The organism is Candidatus Pedobacter colombiensis (assembly GCA_029202485.1).
In the GTDB taxonomy this organism is placed as follows: Bacteria; Bacteroidota; Bacteroidia; order Sphingobacteriales; family Sphingobacteriaceae; genus Pedobacter; species Pedobacter colombiensis.
In genome coordinates, this window is the sequence record CP119313.1 from 4,125,863 (window position 1) to 4,145,312 (window position 19,450).

Annotated in this window: 17 protein-coding genes; 7 read left to right on the top strand and 10 right to left on the bottom strand. The window is 38.9% G+C overall.

What is annotated here, in order from left to right; all coding sequences use genetic code 11:
• Positions 1-16: 16 nt before the first annotated feature.
• From P0Y49_17300 to P0Y49_17310, 3 genes are read right to left on the bottom strand one after another with little or no spacing between them, the layout of a single operon-like run.
• Complete coding sequence (locus P0Y49_17300) at positions 17-1,249, bottom strand: MFS transporter (protein ID WEK18549.1); 1,233 nt, start codon at positions 1,247-1,249, stop codon at positions 17-19.
• Between the two features lie 34 nt (positions 1,250-1,283).
• On the bottom strand, positions 1,284-1,508 hold the full coding sequence (locus P0Y49_17305) for a hypothetical protein (protein WEK18550.1): 225 nt from the start codon (positions 1,506-1,508) through the stop codon (positions 1,284-1,286).
• 43 nt (positions 1,509-1,551) lie between these two features.
• The gene (locus tag P0Y49_17310; protein ID WEK18551.1) at positions 1,552-2,142 is read right to left on the bottom strand and encodes a TetR/AcrR family transcriptional regulator; all 591 of its coding nucleotides are present in this window, start codon (positions 2,140-2,142) and stop codon (positions 1,552-1,554) included.
• A 133-nt stretch (positions 2,143-2,275) separates the two neighbouring features.
• On the opposite strand from P0Y49_17310, the gene P0Y49_17315 reads away from it, so the two are divergent.
• Positions 2,276-3,292 (top strand): DUF2219 family protein, encoded by a 1,017-nt coding sequence (locus P0Y49_17315; GenBank protein ID WEK18552.1) that lies wholly within the window; start codon positions 2,276-2,278, stop codon positions 3,290-3,292.
• A gap of 6 nt (positions 3,293-3,298) precedes the next feature.
• Here the strand turns inward: P0Y49_17315 and ispG are convergent, their stop codons facing one another.
• Genes ispG through P0Y49_17340 form a run of 5 tightly spaced genes read right to left on the bottom strand, consistent with a single transcriptional unit; the run spans position 3,299 to position 8,357 of the window.
• Complete coding sequence (ispG, locus tag P0Y49_17320; GenBank protein WEK21807.1) at positions 3,299-5,290, bottom strand: (E)-4-hydroxy-3-methylbut-2-enyl-diphosphate synthase; 1,992 nt, start codon at positions 5,288-5,290, stop codon at positions 3,299-3,301.
• Positions 5,291-5,339: 49 nt separating this feature from the next.
• Positions 5,340-5,957 (bottom strand): RDD family protein, encoded by a 618-nt coding sequence (locus tag P0Y49_17325; protein ID WEK18553.1) that lies wholly within the window; start codon positions 5,955-5,957, stop codon positions 5,340-5,342.
• A gap of 10 nt (positions 5,958-5,967) precedes the next feature.
• On the bottom strand, positions 5,968-6,912 hold the full coding sequence (locus P0Y49_17330) for a DUF5668 domain-containing protein (protein WEK18554.1): 945 nt from the start codon (positions 6,910-6,912) through the stop codon (positions 5,968-5,970).
• A gap of 2 nt (positions 6,913-6,914) precedes the next feature.
• The gene (locus tag P0Y49_17335; protein WEK18555.1) at positions 6,915-7,646 is read right to left on the bottom strand and encodes a PspC domain-containing protein; all 732 of its coding nucleotides are present in this window, start codon (positions 7,644-7,646) and stop codon (positions 6,915-6,917) included.
• A 21-nt stretch (positions 7,647-7,667) separates the two neighbouring features.
• On the bottom strand, positions 7,668-8,357 hold the full coding sequence (locus tag P0Y49_17340) for an SDR family NAD(P)-dependent oxidoreductase (protein ID WEK18556.1): 690 nt from the start codon (positions 8,355-8,357) through the stop codon (positions 7,668-7,670).
• Between the two features lie 179 nt (positions 8,358-8,536).
• Between P0Y49_17340 and P0Y49_17345 the strand changes: the two genes are divergently transcribed.
• The 4 genes from P0Y49_17345 (at position 8,537) to P0Y49_17360 (ending at position 12,339) form a co-directional block, all read left to right on the top strand.
• Positions 8,537-9,271: an ABC transporter permease gene (locus P0Y49_17345; protein ID WEK18557.1), complete on the top strand. Its 735-nt coding sequence runs from the start codon at positions 8,537-8,539 to the stop codon at positions 9,269-9,271.
• Complete coding sequence (locus P0Y49_17350; protein WEK18558.1) at positions 9,268-10,020, top strand: ABC transporter ATP-binding protein; 753 nt, start codon at positions 9,268-9,270, stop codon at positions 10,018-10,020. The genes P0Y49_17345 and P0Y49_17350 overlap by 4 nt, the downstream gene beginning before the upstream one ends.
• A gap of 12 nt (positions 10,021-10,032) precedes the next feature.
• The gene (locus P0Y49_17355) at positions 10,033-10,917 is read left to right on the top strand and encodes a class I SAM-dependent methyltransferase (GenBank protein ID WEK18559.1); all 885 of its coding nucleotides are present in this window, start codon (positions 10,033-10,035) and stop codon (positions 10,915-10,917) included.
• Between the two features lie 372 nt (positions 10,918-11,289).
• Entirely contained in the window at positions 11,290-12,339 is a 1,050-nt protein-coding gene (locus P0Y49_17360) for a hypothetical protein (protein WEK18560.1), read from the top strand.
• A 167-nt stretch (positions 12,340-12,506) separates the two neighbouring features.
• Here P0Y49_17360 and P0Y49_17365 read toward each other — a convergent pair whose 3' ends face one another.
• A complete protein-coding gene (locus P0Y49_17365; GenBank protein WEK18561.1) occupies positions 12,507-12,983 on the bottom strand; it encodes a hypothetical protein in 477 nt (158 codons plus the stop codon).
• A gap of 65 nt (positions 12,984-13,048) precedes the next feature.
• Between P0Y49_17365 and P0Y49_17370 the strand changes: the two genes are divergently transcribed.
• Both P0Y49_17370 and P0Y49_17375 read left to right on the top strand, forming a co-directional pair.
• A complete protein-coding gene (locus P0Y49_17370; protein ID WEK18562.1) occupies positions 13,049-13,636 on the top strand; it encodes a HupE/UreJ family protein in 588 nt (195 codons plus the stop codon).
• A 24-nt stretch (positions 13,637-13,660) separates the two neighbouring features.
• Positions 13,661-15,988 (top strand): M1 family metallopeptidase, encoded by a 2,328-nt coding sequence (locus P0Y49_17375; protein WEK18563.1) that lies wholly within the window; start codon positions 13,661-13,663, stop codon positions 15,986-15,988.
• A gap of 340 nt (positions 15,989-16,328) precedes the next feature.
• Here the strand turns inward: P0Y49_17375 and P0Y49_17380 are convergent, their stop codons facing one another.
• A complete protein-coding gene (locus tag P0Y49_17380; protein WEK18564.1) occupies positions 16,329-19,364 on the bottom strand; it encodes a DNA gyrase/topoisomerase IV subunit A in 3,036 nt (1,011 codons plus the stop codon).
• Positions 19,365-19,450: the final 86 nt, after the last annotated feature.

Here is a 19,450-nt window from a genome sequence, read left to right on the forward strand (position 1 = left end):
TAAGCTTATATCTTGATTACTTCGCCTTTACAAGTTCACTCACCCTATAAACAAAGAATATACATACCACAATCATTACTGAAACCACTATGCCTAAAATATCGTAATTCGCCAATGGACTGCTTTTAGTTTCTTGTGTCACAATTAAACCAGCACTTAATGCAGCTACCCCGCCTGCCATTTGTTGTAATGAAGCATTTACACTCATAAATGCACCACGATCTTTTACATCAGGAACACTCATAGTGAGTGTCGTAGCTGGAATCATCCGACTCATAATCCCCATAAATAACACCATATTAATTACTACCACCTCCCATAATGGAACAGGACTAAGGTTTGTATAGATTAAAATAAGTATAATAGCTAATACGGAACCTCCGGTAAACAACATAAACTTATCTACTTTATCACTTAATTTCCCGACTAAAGGCATAATAACGATAGAAGCCAAACCGGTAAACATAAATACCATAGGTAGCTCTTGCTGTGTAATGTTAATATTATTGATTAAGTAAGCACTACCAAAAGGCATTAACATAAAACCACCAACACTCATAAAAGCAGTCGCAATAAAGCCTGTTTGGTAAGAACGATTGGAAAGCGCATGCCACAAGTGTAAAAATGGATTCTTATCCGACTGTAAAGCAAGATGCTTGTCAATAGGCTTCACCGTAAACAAAATCGTTATCCCAATCATAATAGACAGAATCACAATCATTAAAAATGACGAATGCCAACCCCATATATTGGCTAGATAAAGGCCTATGGGAATACCCAAAACCTGACTCGCTGCAAATCCCATTTGCACAACACCCATCACCCTGCCACGCTGATGAACAGCAAAAATATCAGTAATAATGGTCATCGATATCGCGCCAATTACCCCACCAAATAGCCCGGTTATAATCCTTGCCCCTAAAAGCATCTCATAACTGGTAGATAGGGCACAGCACAACGTACCGACGATAAATCCCGTATAAAAAAATAAAAGCAACTTTTTACGGTCAAACTTATCGGCAAAACCAGCCGCCAGAATACCTGATGCCCCTGCGCTAAAAGCATAGGAAGAAACCACTAATCCAAATCCCTTAGGAGTCATGGATAAAGATTTCATTAAAAAATCGCCAAGCGGCGCTAGTACCATAAAATCCAGCACTATAGTAAATTGTAATAAAGCCAGCAAAGCAATTACCAGGATTTGATAAGAACTGAAAGGTTCGGCTGTAGTTTTTGTAGTTTGTTCCATTATTAAATATGATAAATCAGTTCCTATTGTTGGTTTAAGTTAATACCTCACAGTGATATCCATTTTTCATGACCAGAGCAATGACCTCTTCAAGTGTTAGTGGTGAAGATACAATACGTAATACACAATCTACATCATGTACATCTACTGTCCATTGCCCAATCCCATGTTCTTCCATAATTTTACCGACATACCTTTTATCATCTTCTGTTTGTATATTGGTTTTAAAAAGCAGGATATCCTCAATATTAATGTCCATAGTTTTAAGTTTTAGTTATGATGAGTTCACAAACAAACTCCCTTTATTTTTTCAAACCCTTAAGCACCAAATCAAAAGCACTCCAAAGCACCTCATCTGTTAAAACAAATGGCTTTCCGCTCAAGGTTTTTCCTTCAGTGTGAAAACGAAGCAGGCTATATAAAGGTCCAAAGGCTACACTCCAATAAGCTTCCAAAGGCATAGCGGCAATCTCCCCCCTCTCAATCGCATTGTGCATAAACTTTCCGAGAGGTTCCTTAAAAATCTCTCCAAAAGTTTCAAAAATCTTTTCCTGATAAGTAGAACTACGCAATTGTTCTATCATCTGGGCAGTTAATGGATTTTCGAGGACACACTTTGCTCGGTTTTTCCACTGCTGTCTCAACCCCTCAGCAAAAGAACTTTCAGAATCAAAATCTTCCAGCATAATAGCACCCATTCGATGCACCTCTTCTATACCTATTTTAAAAATCAAATCGTCCTTATCCTTATAATAAATGTAAAGTGTAGCTACAGAAATTCCGCAGGCTCTGGCCAGCTTATTCATAGTAAAACCCTCAAAACCAACCTCAACCAAAAGCTCAATAGCCTTTTGCTTTACCAGCTCAACTTTATTTACATCTCTTACCCGCATATCACTTTAATAACCCAACAAATATAAATGAATATTCATTCACTTATTTAACTTATTTGTAAATAATAATTTATCATTAGCAAACTATTTCAACAGGCAATGGTTATAAGTTCAGTTTTCAATACTCCGGTTTATGAAAAAGCTTCTTTGCATGCTATTCTTCTTCTGGTTTAATGCTGTCAACATCTCCTTTGCACAGCAAGAAACCCCTCGGCATATGGTGCAAGTTTACTGGGATGATGATTTTATAAACTTTTATGGTCATGGTACCGACAGAGCTTATACTGATGGCACCCGTTTTACCTATTTTTACACAAAAAAGAAGCCTTCCCGTTTTATCATTGACCGCTTAATGCCCAAAGCAGGAGACAGCAGCCTAAATGTATTTGGCCTTGGGTTGGCACAAGTAATTTTTACCCCTGATAAGATAATCAACCCAAATTTCCAACCAAATGATTATCCATGGTCTGGAAGCGCATTTATCACACACAGCCTTTATTCATATAACGAAAAGCAGAAGTATGATTTCCAGACAGAATTGGTTCTTGGCGTTAATGGACCTGCTTCATTGGCCCGCCAAGCTCAGGAAATGATTCACCATCTCATCGATGATGAACAACCACAGGGATGGAAGTATCAATTCGGGAATAGCCTGATACTGAACCTGAATTTCACAGCAGAGAAACAATTATTGCACTATGGCAACTTTCTGGAAGTGATTGGAGGTGGACAGGTGCAGGTAGGAACAGGAATAAACGCTGCTTCAGCATATTCCATTATCCGGATTGGAAAAATGAATCCCTATTTCCAAGGGTTAATGACACAATACGGTCGCTCGGCAACAAGAAGCAAAATACAGTTTTATTTAGTGATCAAACCCAGAGTACAGTTGGTGCTTAGTAATGCTATATTACAGGGAGGTCTCAATGCCTCCCGCCCGGCCCCCATCCTTGTTCCGGGGAACAATGGAGGACCTCCTACCCTGCAATACTATCACCCCATCAGCAATTTCATAGCCAGCTATGCTTATGGACCAGTTCTAGTGCTCAACCGTTTCAGCATCTCTTCACTTCAGACCACAACGACCCCATGGATGAAAGGCTTGTATAGTATCACCTGGGGCAACCTTACCTTCAATTATGTTTTTTAAAACTTATTAAACCATTACATCAACCCAATTGCCATCTTCTTTAATCAGGTCAATCAGGTCATCCAATGCTCGTGCAGTGTTCACATTTTTCTTTACCACCTCTTTACCACGGTACAAAGTAATTTTATCTGGTCCAGTGCCAACATACCCATAATCAGCGTCAGCCATTTCCCCGGGGCCATTTACAATACAGCCCATAATACCTATTTTAATACCTTTTAAATGATCTGTCCGAGAACGGATCAGCTGGGTAGTTTCCTGTAAATCAAACAAGGTACGCCCACAACTTGGGCAAGAAATATACTCTGTTTTGGAAATACGTGTGCGTGTAGCCTGAAGAATCCCAAAACCAGTTGCATTCATTAAAGATAAACCTACTGAAGCATCAGCATCTATCCAAATACCATCCCCCAATCCATCAGTAAATAACGCTCCTATATCAGTCGCAGCATATAACATCAGATCGTCGGCTTTTACTCCCGGATAGGTCCTTTTGATAATAACCGGAACCTGAAGGTTCAGTTTCATCAGCAAAATGAAAAAGCTTCTTTGTGCAGCCATTCCATGTACCGCAGAAGTCTCCAAAACCAGTACAACATTATCTTTTAAAATAGAAAGATCATTTTCTGTTACTTCCGCTGCATCCACTTTAACCAGATTCAACTGCTCATCCTTAAGCGTTACAGTCTTATATTCTTCTAATGACAAAAGTGGGTGACAATTGTGCTTATCCTTCAAAGAAAGCCAGGTATTGTAGTTATATACCTGTTTTAAATTCCCTGGAAAAGAGAAAGAAGGTAGCTTGTCTCCCAGATAAACCAAATCACAAGCCTGATCAGCAAGGTTATATTTATCCAGTCCGGCACTATATTTATAACCTACAGCAGTTAAAAAATAAGGATCTTTTAAGTTCTCAGCACTTACATCCAGCATCACTATAGGATGGTGATGTCCACCGATATGTTGCACTGCAGTAGTTTGCCTTCTATTGTATTCGTAAGGACTATAAGGTAATGCTGCAAAGCAGATTTCTGTCTCCGGGTTAAGACGTTCACTTTGCTTCGGCTCAATTGTTCTTTTCTCATAACGTAAAGCCAGCGCTTTTGCTACAGGAGCTTCAAATTCAGGATCTTCTGTTAAGGATACCCGAATGGTATCTCCCAAACCATCTTCCAGCAAAGTCCCAATACCCACAGCAGATTTAATGCGACCATCTTCGCCATCACCAGCCTCTGTTACCCCCAAATGCAAAGGATAATTCATCCCTTCTTTCACCATGGTTTCGACAAGTAAGCGATAAGCCTGCACCATGACCTGCGTATTGCTCGCCTTCATAGAGATAACCAGATTATAATAGTTAAGATCTTCACACATACGGATAAACTCCATTGCCGATTCAACCATCCCACAAGGTGTATCACCATAATGACTCATGATGCGATCTGACAAGGAACCGTGATTGGTACCAATACGCATGGCTGTACCATACTCTTTACAGATTTTTACCAGAGGTGTAAATTTCTTGTATATGCGTTCCAGTTCAGCCTGGTAAGCCTGTTGGGTATAGTCTATATTTTCAAAACGTTTTTTATCGGCATAGTTGCCTGGATTTACCCTTACCTTTTCAACAATACGAGCTGCAGCCTCTGCAGCATTTGGTGTAAAATGAATATCGGCGACCAATGGAACAGTATAACCGCGTAATCTAAGCTCCTTTTTAATATTAGCCAGATTTTCTGCCTCTTTCATACTTGGCGCTGTAATGCGCACATATTCGCAACCAGAATTTACCATTCTGATGGTTTGCGCTACAGTCCCCAAGGTATCCATGGTATCTGTAGTAGTCATAGATTGAATACGTATTGGGTTTAAGCCACCCATGGGAACATCACCAATGGTAACCTCACGGGTCAAAAACCTCGAGTATTGTGTTAAACTATTACAATACCCACCATTTAAAGCACTTATTAATGTATGTTGACCTATTACTTCTTCCATCATTTGTAAATCTGATACAAAGATAAAGATTAAGTTTATAACTGTAATGTCAGATCAGCCGGTCTTTTATTACTAATGTATTTGCCAGCACATCGTGCAAACATTGCTGTTTTTTATTCAGAAAGCTATACAAATAGCCAAAAAACAAAGTCGCTACCGAAAAAAACTTTGCTGCATTTCGGCCAAATGAATTCTTCAGACTAATCCTGCTTCCGAAAATATCAGTTACTTTAATATTTAACAATCGCTTACCAATCGTACCCTGTTTTTCGGAGGCCTCAGCAATGCTCCCATAAATAAATTTAGCTATCGGAATAAGCGGTAAACCGGAAAGCGCGAGCATTACGCGCTGTGATTTTTCGGATACGAAAATAAAGGTCAGCAACACCAGAACAACGTAGGCCAATGTCAGAAAGAAATAATCTATCGCCGAGGCCAGCAAACGCTGATCAAAAGCAGCAAAATATTGTGGTGCAGTAACCTGATGGGTAAAACCAAAAAGCTCACGGAGTTCAGGTAACTCGTGAGCTTCTTTATAATCATCCATCCCCGGCTTTCTAACAAAAGTTCCGGCTTCGATATGTAATGTTTTTAACTGTTCTAACTGATATGGTCCCTCAGGTTTTCCGTTAATGACTACAGTATATTCAACATTTTCGTTAAGCATTCTTAAAAACCTAGTATCTATTCACTTCAAAGCTACTCAATCCACCATCAAAATTGATAAATATCTTGTTTGCTGAAGTTTTAAAATTCGGTGTTTCATAAATGTTATTATCTAGTTTGATGAAACCCGTAAACTCTTTAGAAGAAAGGCCCGTTTTAGCTTTGATTCTACAACCAGAAGCTGTAGGAATCGCTACCTTAACTTCTGCCATACCTGTTTTAACATTTACATCAGTAACCGGCAATAAAGCACCTAACTTAACGTCCAGAGCAGCAGCACCACCATCAAAATTAAACGTCCTTACTTTATAATCTGACATGTCAAAATCAGCTTCTCCCGCCCCCATACTCATATGAACTTCCCAGACAGGATTGGTATTCAGCTTCACACCTACGTGATTACCACCAGCATTCCAATTACCCTTACCTCTCATTTTTAAATTCAAAGTACTAACACTGTCACTACTTTCATTCTTTATTAACAGAAAAGCATTTCGTTTGCTATTTATATCAGCAGAAATCAAGCTATCTGTCTGCCCTTTAAGTTCAAATGTTGTTGCTCCACCCGAAATATTCAAGACTGTCTTTTTAGTCATTGAGTCAGCAACATACGGCAAAAACAAATGTTGCCCACTGGTAGTTCCCTCATCATCGTCACTATTATCGGAATTAGTCTCTTCAAAATGATCAATAATTGTTATTCTCCGGCCAGATGGCTCTTGTCCCTTAAAAAACAACAAAATCAAAGTAGCAACCAGAATAGCAATAGACACCACTCCGCCCACCTGCGATTTATTCTTATTAAAAAGGATGTTAACACCAGCAATGATTAAAAATATTGGCCAGAAACGCCATATACTACGCCAGTAAAAATGTATTACATTAAAGTTTTCCAAAAGAAGTACGCCGCCAATAAAAAGCAGAACAATACCCCACATTATTCTATCCAGCCTCATAACTATATGTCTTTTTTGGTAAATGGATCATTACTTTCAGTTGCTGTACCAGCATTCTGTTCCGGTGTAACATCAGGAGTAATCGGACTTGCCGGAGCAACAGGCTTTTCAGGTGTAACCGGAGGTTGTTCCGAATTCATCGGATCTTGATAATTCTGATTTTTCCAGCTTTCCCAGGCGTTATTATTTTTTGCTTTAATAATAAAGCTGGCACCTATCGCTACAAAAACCAGTGGCCATAATTTAGTCAACCTAAATCCATAAGGAATCAGATTAAACTCGTCCATCAAAAAATACATACCAATTACAAGCAAAAATAAACCTGCAACGGTACGTCCCGTTTCATTATTTTTTTTGTATGGTTTAAATTCACCTGATTTCTTCCAGGTCTCAAAACTATCATCCTTTACTGTTGATGATGTCCAGTTTTGAAAAGGACCCGCGTTTTCTGTACCACTCTTTGAATCACCAAACGGTTTTGTAGATTGAAATGCGTTGTTCTGATCTTTAAAATAATCGTTAAATTTTGAAAACCGTGCTTTCGGATCAACGTTTACCGGCACTACAATCCACATAATGATATAAACCAATATACCTGTCCCCATCAAAAAGATAGTCGAAAGCACAAAAAGCAGCCTGATTATAGTGACATCCACCTCCATATATTCAGCAATCCCAGACGATACGCCTGCCAACACCTTGTCGTGCTCATTTCTAAATAATCTCTTTTCCATGATAATTTCCCTCCTGTAAATTTAAAATCGCAGCGGCTTTAAAACTACCTCATCAACGTTTACACCCTTACTTAAATTTAAAATGGTGTATAAAGTTTTTGCAATATCCTCTGGTTGTACAAAACGTTCAGCTGGAATTTGTGTTCCTTCCCATGATGATGTTAATGTAGACCCCGGCAATATTGCGGTTACCTTTACATTGTGTATCGATAGTTCCTGCCTCAATACATCATTAAGACTAAGCAAGGCCGATTTAGTTACAGAATAACTACCTCCATTTTCTACTACCTGTTTGGCAGCTATAGAACAAATGTTAAAAATATGCCCTGATTGCTGTTCCCGCATGATTTTACCGAAATACTTCGATACATAATAGGCCGCTTTCAGATTTAAATTCAGCTGTTTTTCAAGTATATCATCCGTCTCATCCAATAAACTACCAGGCAAATAGGTCCCCGCATTGTTCACTAAAACATCTACCCTGCCCATCTTTTCTTTCACTGCATTACAAAATGCATACACATCATCTTTTATACTACAATCGGCCTGATAAGTAAACATGTCTGCTCCAGTGTACTTGAGCTCTTCAGCAAATCGCTCCAATTCCTGGGAATTTCTCGCGCAAATTGCAAGGTTATATCCATGTTCTGCCAGGTTAATCGCTATGGCTTTTCCAATACCTTTGGTACCTCCGGTTATGATTGCATTCATTGTTATACCTATTAATAAACCGCAATATTATAAAAAAGGCCTGCACAGCAAAACTTTGGGGAAAAGTTTTACTTAAAAGCCCATTCGGCCGGTTTCTAAAAGCAACCCCATGAGGTTTCAACTTTTTATTGTTTCTTTGTATTAATATTGCGTAAATACTATAGCTAATTTTTCATTGCATGAATTTCACCAATTTTGGCAGATATCTCCTTTTATTAAAGGCTGTATTTAGAAGACCTGAAAAATTTAAAATATATCTGCAAGCCATCTTTAAACAAATGGATTTTATTGGGGTTGGCTCACTAGGGTTAATTGCCATCATATCTACTTTTATTGGTGCAGTAATGACATTGCAGATCGCATTCCAGTTGGTTAGTGACTTTATTCCAAAAACGATTATAGGTTCGGTAAATCGTGACTCTACGATATTAGAGCTTAGTCCAACCATTAGTGCGATTGTGTTGGCGGGTAAAATTGGCTCTGCAATTTCTTCAGAAATTGGCACCATGCGCGTAAGCGAGCAAATTGATGCTTTAGAAATTATGGGCATCAATTCTCCAGGCTATCTTATTCTTCCTAAAATTATTGCCGGCATTACTATGGTTCCTCTATTGGTAATCATATCTATGTTCTTAAGTATTACCGGCGGTTATATTGGTGGAACTTTATCCGGTGCCGTGACTCCTGCCGACTATATGCAGGGCATTACTACTGACTTTAACCCCTATACCATTACAGTAGCTTTGGTTAAAGCATTCGTATTCGGTTTTATCATTACTTCGGTACCTGCTTATGAAGGTTTTTATGTAAAAGGTGGGGCCCTGGAAGTGGCTCAGGCAAGTACAAGGGCTGTTGTAATAAGCTGTATATCCATTTTAGCATGTGATTACATTGTAACCCAATTATTGCTATGATCGAAATTAAAAACATCTACAAATCATTTGGTGATAATGACGTCCTTAAAGGCATATCCGGTAAATTTGAAGCTGGGGTTACCAACTTAATTATTGGAGGTTCCGGTTCAGGGAAAACTACGCTGCTAAAGTGTATGATTGGCCTGCACCATCCCGAGCAAGGAAGTGTAGAATACGATGGCCGGGATTTTACCCTGATGAATTTCGAAGAAAAGATACAGATCAGAAAAGAGATCGGAATGCTTTTCCAGGGTTCTGCATTGTTTGACTCTATGACCGTTGAGGAGAATATCATGTTTCCTTTAAATATGTTCACGGAACAAAGTCGCAAAGAAAAATTGGAAAGGGTAAATTTCTGTCTGGAAAGAGTAAATCTGAAAGGTAAGAACAACCTTTTTCCGGCCGAACTTTCGGGAGGGATGAAGAAACGTGTGGGTATCGCCCGCGCCATTGCCATGAACCCGAAATATTTATTTGTTGATGAACCAAATTCGGGACTTGATCCTAAAACATCCATCGTAATTGATGAGTTGATAAAGGAAATAACCGAAGAATATCATACGACAACCGTTGTAGTTACCCACGATATGAACTCGGTAATGGGTATTGGTGACTACATACTTTTCCTTCACGATGGCAAAAAATTCTGGGAAGGTTCAAATAAAGAAATTGCCCACACAGATGTTCAAGAACTAAATGACTTTGTTTTTGCCAGTCGATTTATGAAGGCTGCAAAAGAAAAATTTTAATATATCCATTTTATGATAAGCCTGTTAACCCCCACTCACTGGAAAGATTATGAGTTAATTGATTGTGGTGATTTTGAAAAATTAGAACGTTTTGGCAATTTGATTTTGTCCAGACCAGAGCCACAGGCTGTCTGGAAAAAGACATTATCAGATCAGGAATGGAAAAAACAAACTCATATCAAATTTAAAGGTCGTTCGGCGACTTCCGGCGATTGGGTCAAGAGTTCTGCAAATCTGCCAGACAGATGGAATGTTCAGTATACCAATGATGAGGTAACCATCAATTTGCGTCTGGGCCTAACCTCTTTTAAACATGTTGGGGTATTTCCGGAGCAAGCAGTAAACTGGGATTACATTTCTTCTTCCATCAAAAAGTTCAAAACTCCGGTTCCGAAAGTATTAAATTTATTTGCCTATACCGGTGCAGCATCTTTAATCGCTAAAGCCGCCGGAGCAGATACTACCCACGTAGATTCTATTAAACAAGTTGTAAACTGGGCCAACGAAAATCAAGAGCTTTCAAAACTGAAAGATGTAAGATGGGTAGTTGAAGACGCCTTGAAGTTTGTAAAAAGAGAATTGAAACGCGGTAAGAAATACAATGGTATCATCTTAGATCCACCTGCATTTGGACATGGTCCCAATGGAGAAAAATGGAAACTGGAAGATCATATTCAAGAGATGATGATGGAGGTGGTACAATTGCTGGATGAGCAGGAGCATTTTTTAATCTTAAATACCTACTCATTAGGCTTCTCATCTGTAATTGTAGAAAACCTGATTAAAACTTCTTTTCCACAAGTTAAAAATCTGGAAACCGGAGAACTTTACCTTCAAGCCACTTCCGGTATTAAATTACCACTAGGTGTTTTTGGCAAGTTCAACTCTTTTAAATAATGAGCGCATAGTTATATAAACAAGGTGCCGGATACTCAAACCGGCACCTTTCTTTAAACACACTCAAACCCAATAACACCCTTACTGGTCAAGCTTCTTTTATTGGTTTAAGCTTCTTGTCAAAAAAGGAGCTTCCGGAAGGCTCCGGAAGCTTATCCTTATCAACTAAACTAAACCAAATAGTATCCTTGTATTTTTATTGCCGCCTCTCTTATTTAGAATGATTTTAAACATCACTGCAAGTATAGTGACTTATTTATAATAATTCCAAATAATATTAAAGTAATTTTAATGAATACGCCGTCAGCCGTTTTTTTATTCCTTTTAATACTGTTATACTTGTATAATTTTTATTACACTAACATCATATCTATGAAAATACCTCATCTGGCAGGCATTATTTTAATTAGCACAGCTACAATGGCTTTATTTACCAGCTGTGCATCCGACGCAAAAAAAGTGAGCGGAAAAACAAAGATCACCGCAGCCGGAGATACTGTAGCAGTGGAAACAGAAGAAGTGGATACTCGTAAACCGGTTGATACCGCTAAATATAACGCCTTATTATTGAAATTAGCTAATGGCGACACAACCGGCAAATGGCCGGTAAAAAACCAACCTTATCCATTGGCAGGTGCAATTCTGCCATTTAAACGTATTGTTGTTTTTTATGGAAACTTACATTCCAAAAAAATGGGTGCTTTGGGCGAATATCCTCCTAAAGAAATGTGGAGTAAGCTAAATACTGAAATTAAGCATTGGGAGAAGGTAGATCCATCTACACCCGTACAGGCAGGTCTTCACTATATTGCTGCTGTAGCGAGTGGTACACCGGGTAAGGATGGGAAATACATCAACAGAATGGCCAACAGTCAGATTGATTCGGTATTAGCCATTGCTAAAATGCACCCTAATACCATTGTATTTTTAGACTTGCAAGTTGCGCTAAGTAACATTAAATCCGAGCTACCTCATATAGAAAAATACTTACACCTTCCTTTTGTACACTTGGGTATTGATCCGGAGTTCTCTATGAAAGATGGCACCCTACCGGGCAAAAAAATTGGCACATACGATGCGGCAGACATCAACTTTGTTTCTCAGCACCTGGCTGATATCGTAAAGCAATACAACCTGCCTCCTAAAGTATTTGTTGTACACCGCTTCACTAAAAAAATGGTTACCAATTACCAAAATATTAAACTTCGTCCGGAAGTTCAAATTGTAATGCACATGGATGGATGGGGTGAACCTGAACTTAAAATGGGTACGTACCGTCACTTTATCTATTCTGAACCGGTTCAGTTTACAGGATTCAAATTATTCTATAAAAACGATTTGAAGAAAGTGCCAAACAAATTAATGACACCTGAAGATCTAATGAAATTAAAACCGGTACCGATTTACATTCAGTACCAATAGTGAAAAAGAAACGGCTTCCAAATTGAATTGGAAGCCGTTTCTTTTTATAGCCCATAATTGGGGGGGCCTTGCCGGGGCCTTACTGGAGAGCTTTATCAGGTATTGCTGGGGCCCTGGCATTAGCAATGCCCCAGCAATACCTGATAAAGCTCTCCATGGCAAAGAGGTTAGTAGGTAAACAAAGCTTCACTTTTCGGATTATCCAGCTTGGTACTTTTTCGCTTTCCATCTACAATAACGTGGATCATATTGCTTTGCGAGGTATGCTGTTCAAAGAGTATATCATCTTTAACATAAAGCTGCTTAATCACTGGTACTTGTGCCGTTTCGAAATAACACCAGGCAGCATCCTCTTCTATTTCATAGCCCAGAAATTTTAAATCCACCGCCTTATCATTAACACTGATTTTTAAATGGTCTTTGATGTAAGCTGCAACCCATACATTAACTTCTTCCTTATCAGCAGGCTTAAAAATATTCACCTTCGTTTTATACCTTTTTTCCAGCGCTTTTTCAAAATCATCAAAGAAAATTCTGACGCTAACCTGTACAGTTCCAGTATTCTTATTGTGCACAATTTCAGTTACGCTAACATAAAAAGGGTGGAATATATTTAACCAAAAAACCATTAACAATTGCCACATAGTTGTTTTTCTTAATCTAAATAAGGATATTGCTATAATAATTAGCTAATTTACAAATTTATTCGATGCAGGACTTCCCTCTTTATTTTCAATTAGGTTGGCAACATATTTTAGATTGGCAGGGATATGATCACATTTTGTTTGTAATGGCACTCTGCGGGACTTATATGTTAGCCGACTGGAAAAAAGTCCTGATCCTTGTTACGGCATTTACCATTGGGCATAGCATCACGCTGGCTTTAAGTATATTTAAAGTTATTAGTGTAAACACGCCTTTAATTGAATTTCTGATCCCTGTTACCATTCTGATCACTGCAATATCAAACATTGTGAGCAAAAGACAAAAACCCAAAGGTCAAAAGTTTAAATACACTATGGCGTTGCTTTTTGGCTTGATTCATGGATTAGGTTTCTCCAATTACCTAAAAAGTCTATTGGGCAAAAGTACTAGTATAACAGCAGAATTGTTCGCCTTTAATGTCGGATTGGAATTTGGTCAGGTCATTATCGTTATCGGAATTCTAATCGTATCCTTTATTCTCATCTGGATTGTAAAAATAAAGCGATGGGATTACAATTTCTTTCTTTCATCGGCTATATTTGGAATATCGTTTGTAATGGCAGCCGAAAGGCTTCCTGCATTACTTCCGTAACTAACTTGAAACACCAAACTCCCAATGAATAAGATCTTCTTGTTTTTTATTGCCATTATATTCAGCACAAATGCCTTCAGTCAGTATCTAAACAACCCTGGTTCCAACCATGGAAACAAGTTTGAACAATTGGGTACCATCTTATCTGATCCAAATATGTACCGTTCTGCATCAGGCGCTCCGGGCCCTGCATATTGGCAACAACGTGCCGATTATGAAATTAATGCGGATCTTGATGAAAAGAACCTCCGTTTAAATGGTGCTGAGACCATTACCTATTACAACAACTCCCCTGATCCTTTAAGTTATTTATGGGTGCAGCTGGATGAGAACCAACATAAAGCAACCAGCGACAACAAGCTTACTGAAAGAAGCAAAATGACAGCGCAGATGAATTATAAAGATCTGTCTGACATCATCAACGCAAAGAATGATCTTGGTGTACAGATATTAAAAGTAACGGACGAGAAGGGAACAGCGATACCTTATACCATCAACAATACCATGATGCGTATCGATCTTCCATTTGTATTACAACCCAAACAAAAATATAAGCTTAAAATAACCTGGAATTATAAGATCGCGAACCGAATGGTTGATGGAGGCAGAGGTGGCTATGAGTATTTTCCAGAAGATGACAATTACCTCTTTACCATTACACAATGGTTTCCACGTATGGCAGTTTATTCTGACTTCCAGGGATGGCAGAACAAACAGTTTGAAGGTCGTGGCGAATTTGCCCTTGCATTTGGTAATTACAAAGTAAACATGACGGTTCCCGCAGATCACGTTGTAGGGGCTACTGGCGAATGTCAGAATTACACCCAGGTATTAAGTCCAGCTAGCTTAAAAAGATGGAATGCTGCGCAAACCGCAAAGACACCTGTAGAAATTGTAAATCTGGCTGAAGTAAAATCAGCAATGAGCAAAAAATCACCTGCTAAAAAAACATGGACTTATTCTGCTGAAAATGTTAGGGATTTTGCCTGGGTATCATCCCGCAGATTGGTTTGGGATGCTATGGCGACTACTATCAATGGCAAAAAAATTATGGCTATGTCTTATTATGGACCAGAGGCATATCCGTTGTACAACAAGTACTCCACTAAAGTAGTAGCCCATACTTTAAAAGAATATTCTAAACACACCATTCCTTACCCCTACCCCGTAGCCATTTCTGTAGAAGCTGCCAACGGAATGGAGTACCCAATGATTTGCTTCAATTATGGCCGTGCAGAAAAAGACGGTACTTATACGGAAGCCATTAAATACGGCATGATCGGGGTCATCATCCACGAAGTAGGGCACAACTTTTTCCCGATGATTGTAAATTCTGATGAACGTCAATGGTCATGGATGGATGAAGGACTAAACACTTTCTGCCAATACATGGCTGAACAGGCATGGGATAATAATTATCCTTCTCAACGTGGACCGGCACATAAAATCGTGGATTATATGAAGCTGCCAAAGGATCAGTTAGAGCCTATCATGACCAATTCTGAAAACATCATCAACTTTGGCCCCAATGCCTATGCTAAACCGGCTACCGCTTTAAACATATTAAGAGAAACCATAATGGGCAGGGAGCTTTTTGATTATGCATTTAAAGAATATGCAAAAAGATGGGCCTTTAAACACCCTACGCCAGCCGATTTGTTCAGAACGCTTGAGGATGCTTCGGCAGTAGACCTGGATTGGTTCTGGAGAGGCTGGTTCTTTGGAACTGATCCGGTAGATATTGCGCTTAATGACGTGCGTTATTACCGTATGAATACCATGAACCAGGAGACTGAAAATAGTGAAAAGAAAAAAGCATACGAAAAAGACTTATATAATATTGGAAGAGAACGCAATCGTAAAGAAGGAATTAAATTCGCTGTAGAACAAGATACCAGCCTGTTGGATTTTTACAACAAATTTAATCGTTTTGATGTCAGTAAATCTGCTGATCAGGAGTTTCAAAATTACTTAAGCAGCCTAACTCCTGATGAACGAAAACTCTATGAAAGCAAGAAGAACTTTTACGAACTGGACTTTTCCAATGAAGGTGGACTGGTAATGCCTATTATCATTGAATGGACTTTTAAAGACGGCAGCAAAGAGGTAGACCGCATCCCTGCTTATATCTGGAGAAAAGATGAGCATAAGGTTACTAAAGTTTTTGCTAAAGATAAAGAAGTAGTTTCGGTGCAGCTAGACCCTTATCGTGAAACTGCGGATATTGATGAAAGCAATAATTCATGGCCAAGAAAAAGCCAGCCATCAAAGTTTGAATTGTTTAAGCAACAGCAACTGCCGCGTGGTTCATCAACAGGACCAAACCCTATGCAACAATCCAGACAACATTAGCTGGCACGATTATCGTGCGTATTATAAATGATTAAATATAATGCGTTATGAAAATATTCAAATTTGCAGTAATTACACTAATTGTTGTAGCTGCCAGCAGTTTTAGCAACGCCGATGCACAAGTTATCGTTAAAGCAAAAATAGGATCAGGCCATGTATACCACCGACCAGTTAGAAGACATGTCCACCATGTGCATTACCGTCATCATCACTATCCAGTAAGACACTATTATCGCTAAGAAACTTAAGTATATTTGAAGAGAAAATATAATATACCAAAACAGGAATGTTTTGGTATATTATCAAATCTTATCCTATAACCCGCCCAGTGCTAATTCATTTAAAAGAAGCCTAACTGACCTTTATCATCAATCTTGATATCATCAGGATTGGTAATTTCAAAATCCACTTTCTTTGCAGGTTTATCTTCTTTTTCAGGCTCTTCCTTTTTTGGTTCAGCTTTTGGTTTAGCCACCGGACTACCCCATGCTTTTTTCGGTTTCTCCGGTGCAGGAGCAGGAGTTTTTTCCTCTTCTGCAGGAACCTGTTTTTCGGCTATAGGCTGTTCCGACCCTTCGATACTTTCCTCTGGTGTTGCAGCTGTTTCGACATGAGTTTTAACCGGAGTCTTACTTTCAAAAACCTTCTTAGGTTTTAATGCAGGGGCTTCATTAACAGATGCCGACTCCCCTTCAGCCTCAGGCAATGGAAGCTCTTCTTCATCCGCATCTTTACTTAATGCCGGATCAACGAGTTCTATTTCCTCATTAGCTCCCTCAACTACACTTTCACTATCCTGACCTGAATCCTCACCTGATTCATCAGTAGCTTCTTCGGAGGTTACAGAAACTGCTTTTACATCTGCTTCCAATTCTATCTCTTCATGATTAGAAATGGTAATATTTTTAACATCATGGGCTGTAAGCCTGTTTCCATTTGCCTTAATTCCCTTCACGTCAATAAACTCCGACAGTACAACCTCAAGCGTCTCCGGGATCTGAGTTTTACCCTTCAACACATCAACTCTTAGCACAGCAGCCGGGTTACTTGTCAGGTATAAGAATTTGGAACCATTCTCCTCGCTAATCAGACTTAGTTTTTTACCAACCCCAATGGCTTCGAAAACAAACCTCTTTATAAAATAATTTTTCGCCTTGCCTTCATACTGCACCACAGCAAAAGGTCTTTCCGGATCAAATTTCTGGATCAATATCAAGTCTGCATCAAAGTGGTTGCTCAATTCAAAGGTGCTCAGTTCATACCAGCCATCTCTATGTACCTGTAAAATCTTATCATCCCCGTCAAATTCACCAAGATATTTACCTCTGCCATCCACATTAAGTCTTCTCAACAGGTCATCATACCAGATTTTCAATCCTGATAAAGTAGATACACCTTTACTTTTCAGCAAAATCTTTTTAACCGGATATTTGGACACTATATTTCCCTGAGAGCCACGTCCTTTAATTGCAATTTCAGCAAAATCCAGGTCGAACTGTAATTTCTTTAATTTGGTATGAGGTTTAAGCTGTACGGTTACGACTTCGGCTTCTCCATTCGGATTAGCTGTGAAATACAACACTTTAGAGCCTTTACTGCCTTTTGTTAAATCGTATTCCTTATCACGTGTAACACCTACTACGGCAAAACGCTTGATATAAGAAATCCCACTCGCACCATCTTTATAGATCATGTTGTAAACAGTACGTTCATCACCCTTTTTAAATACCTGAGCATGTAATATTCCTTTACCCACAAAGGTCTTATCAGCTATTTTGGTAATGATACACTTTCCGTCTTCCCTAAAAACAATGATCTCATCTATATCAGAGCAATCTGCAACAAATTCATCTTTACGGAGACCTGTCCCAATAAAACCATCTTCACGATTCAGGTATAACTTCACATTGGCCAGGGCTACTTTAGAAGCCTCCACACGATCAAACAAACGGATTTCTGTTTTACGTTCCCTTCCCTTGCCATATTTATCTTTCAATTTCTGAAACCAGGCAATGGTATATTCAGTAAGATGACGTAAGTGGTTCTTAACTACTTTAATCTCATCAGACAAAGCTTTCATCTGCTCATCCGCCTTTTTAACGTCAAAGCGGGTAATGCTGCTCATTGGTTTATCAATCAGCTTTTTAAAATCTTCAGGTAATATCTCTCTATATAGATCCGGCTTAAATGGGTCAAACAATACGTTTAAGACTTCAACAACAGTATCAAAATTAGCTGAATTCTCGTATTCGGCATTTTTGTACATCCCTTCCTGAATGAAGATCTTTAGCAAAGAACTAAAGAATATTTTTTCCTGCAGTTCATGCAGTTTGATTTCCAGTTCTTTCTTCAATAAAGCCTTGGTGTGTAAAGCATTCTGGGTTAGAATATCATTGACACTTAAAAACTGAGGCTTTTCATCTTTAATGATACAAGTATTTGGAGAGATAGAAACTTCGCATGAAGTAAAAGCATACAAAGCATCAATAGTTACATCCGGAGAAATACCGGGAGCAAGCTGGATAACAATTTCTACATGTGCAGCAGTATTGTCTTCTATCTTCTTGATCTTAATTTTACCTTTATCATTGGCAGATAGAATACTATCGATAACCGACCCGGTAGTTGTACTATAAGGGATTTCGGTAATGACCAATGTTTTCTTATCCTTTTCTGTAATCTTTGCCCTTACCCTGATCCGACCACCGCGCATACCCTCGTTATAAGCTGAAAAATCGGCCATACCGCCGGTAAAGAAGTCGGGTAAAATATTAGGACGTTGTCCTTGCAAAACTTCTATAGAAGCATCCAGCAATTCCACAAAATTGTGGGGCATTACCTTAGTAGCCAAACCCACGGCAATACCTTCTGCACCCTGAGCCAACAGCAAAGGGAACTTAACAGGTAAGGTAACCGGTTCATTATTACGACCATCGTAGCTCAATTGCCAGATGGTTGTATCGCCATTAAATACTACTTCGTTAGCGAATTTAGACAACCGGGCTTCAATATAACGGGGAGCTGCAGCATTATCGCCTGTAATTGGGTCTCCCCAGTTACCCTGACAATCTATCAATAAATCCTTCTGACCGATTTGCACCATCGCATCACCAATAGAGGCATCACCATGAGGGTGGTACTTCATCGTGTTCCCAATTACGTTGGCTGCTTTATTAAAACGTCCATCATCCATCTCTTTCAGAGAGTGCATAATACGTCGCTGTACCGGCTTCAAGCCATCATTGATGTGTGGTACTGCGCGATCCAGAATTACATAAGAAGCATAATCGAGGAACCAGTTTTCGTAAAGTCCATTAATGGGAATTACGGTATGTTTGTTTTCTTCGTTTATGTTGTTTTCTATTTCTTCGCTCATCAAAAAAGGATTGTTTGCTGTAAATATAAGGGTTGAAAACGGGATTTTAAGCACTGAGTTTTTAACAGTTCTTAGTTGGCATATTA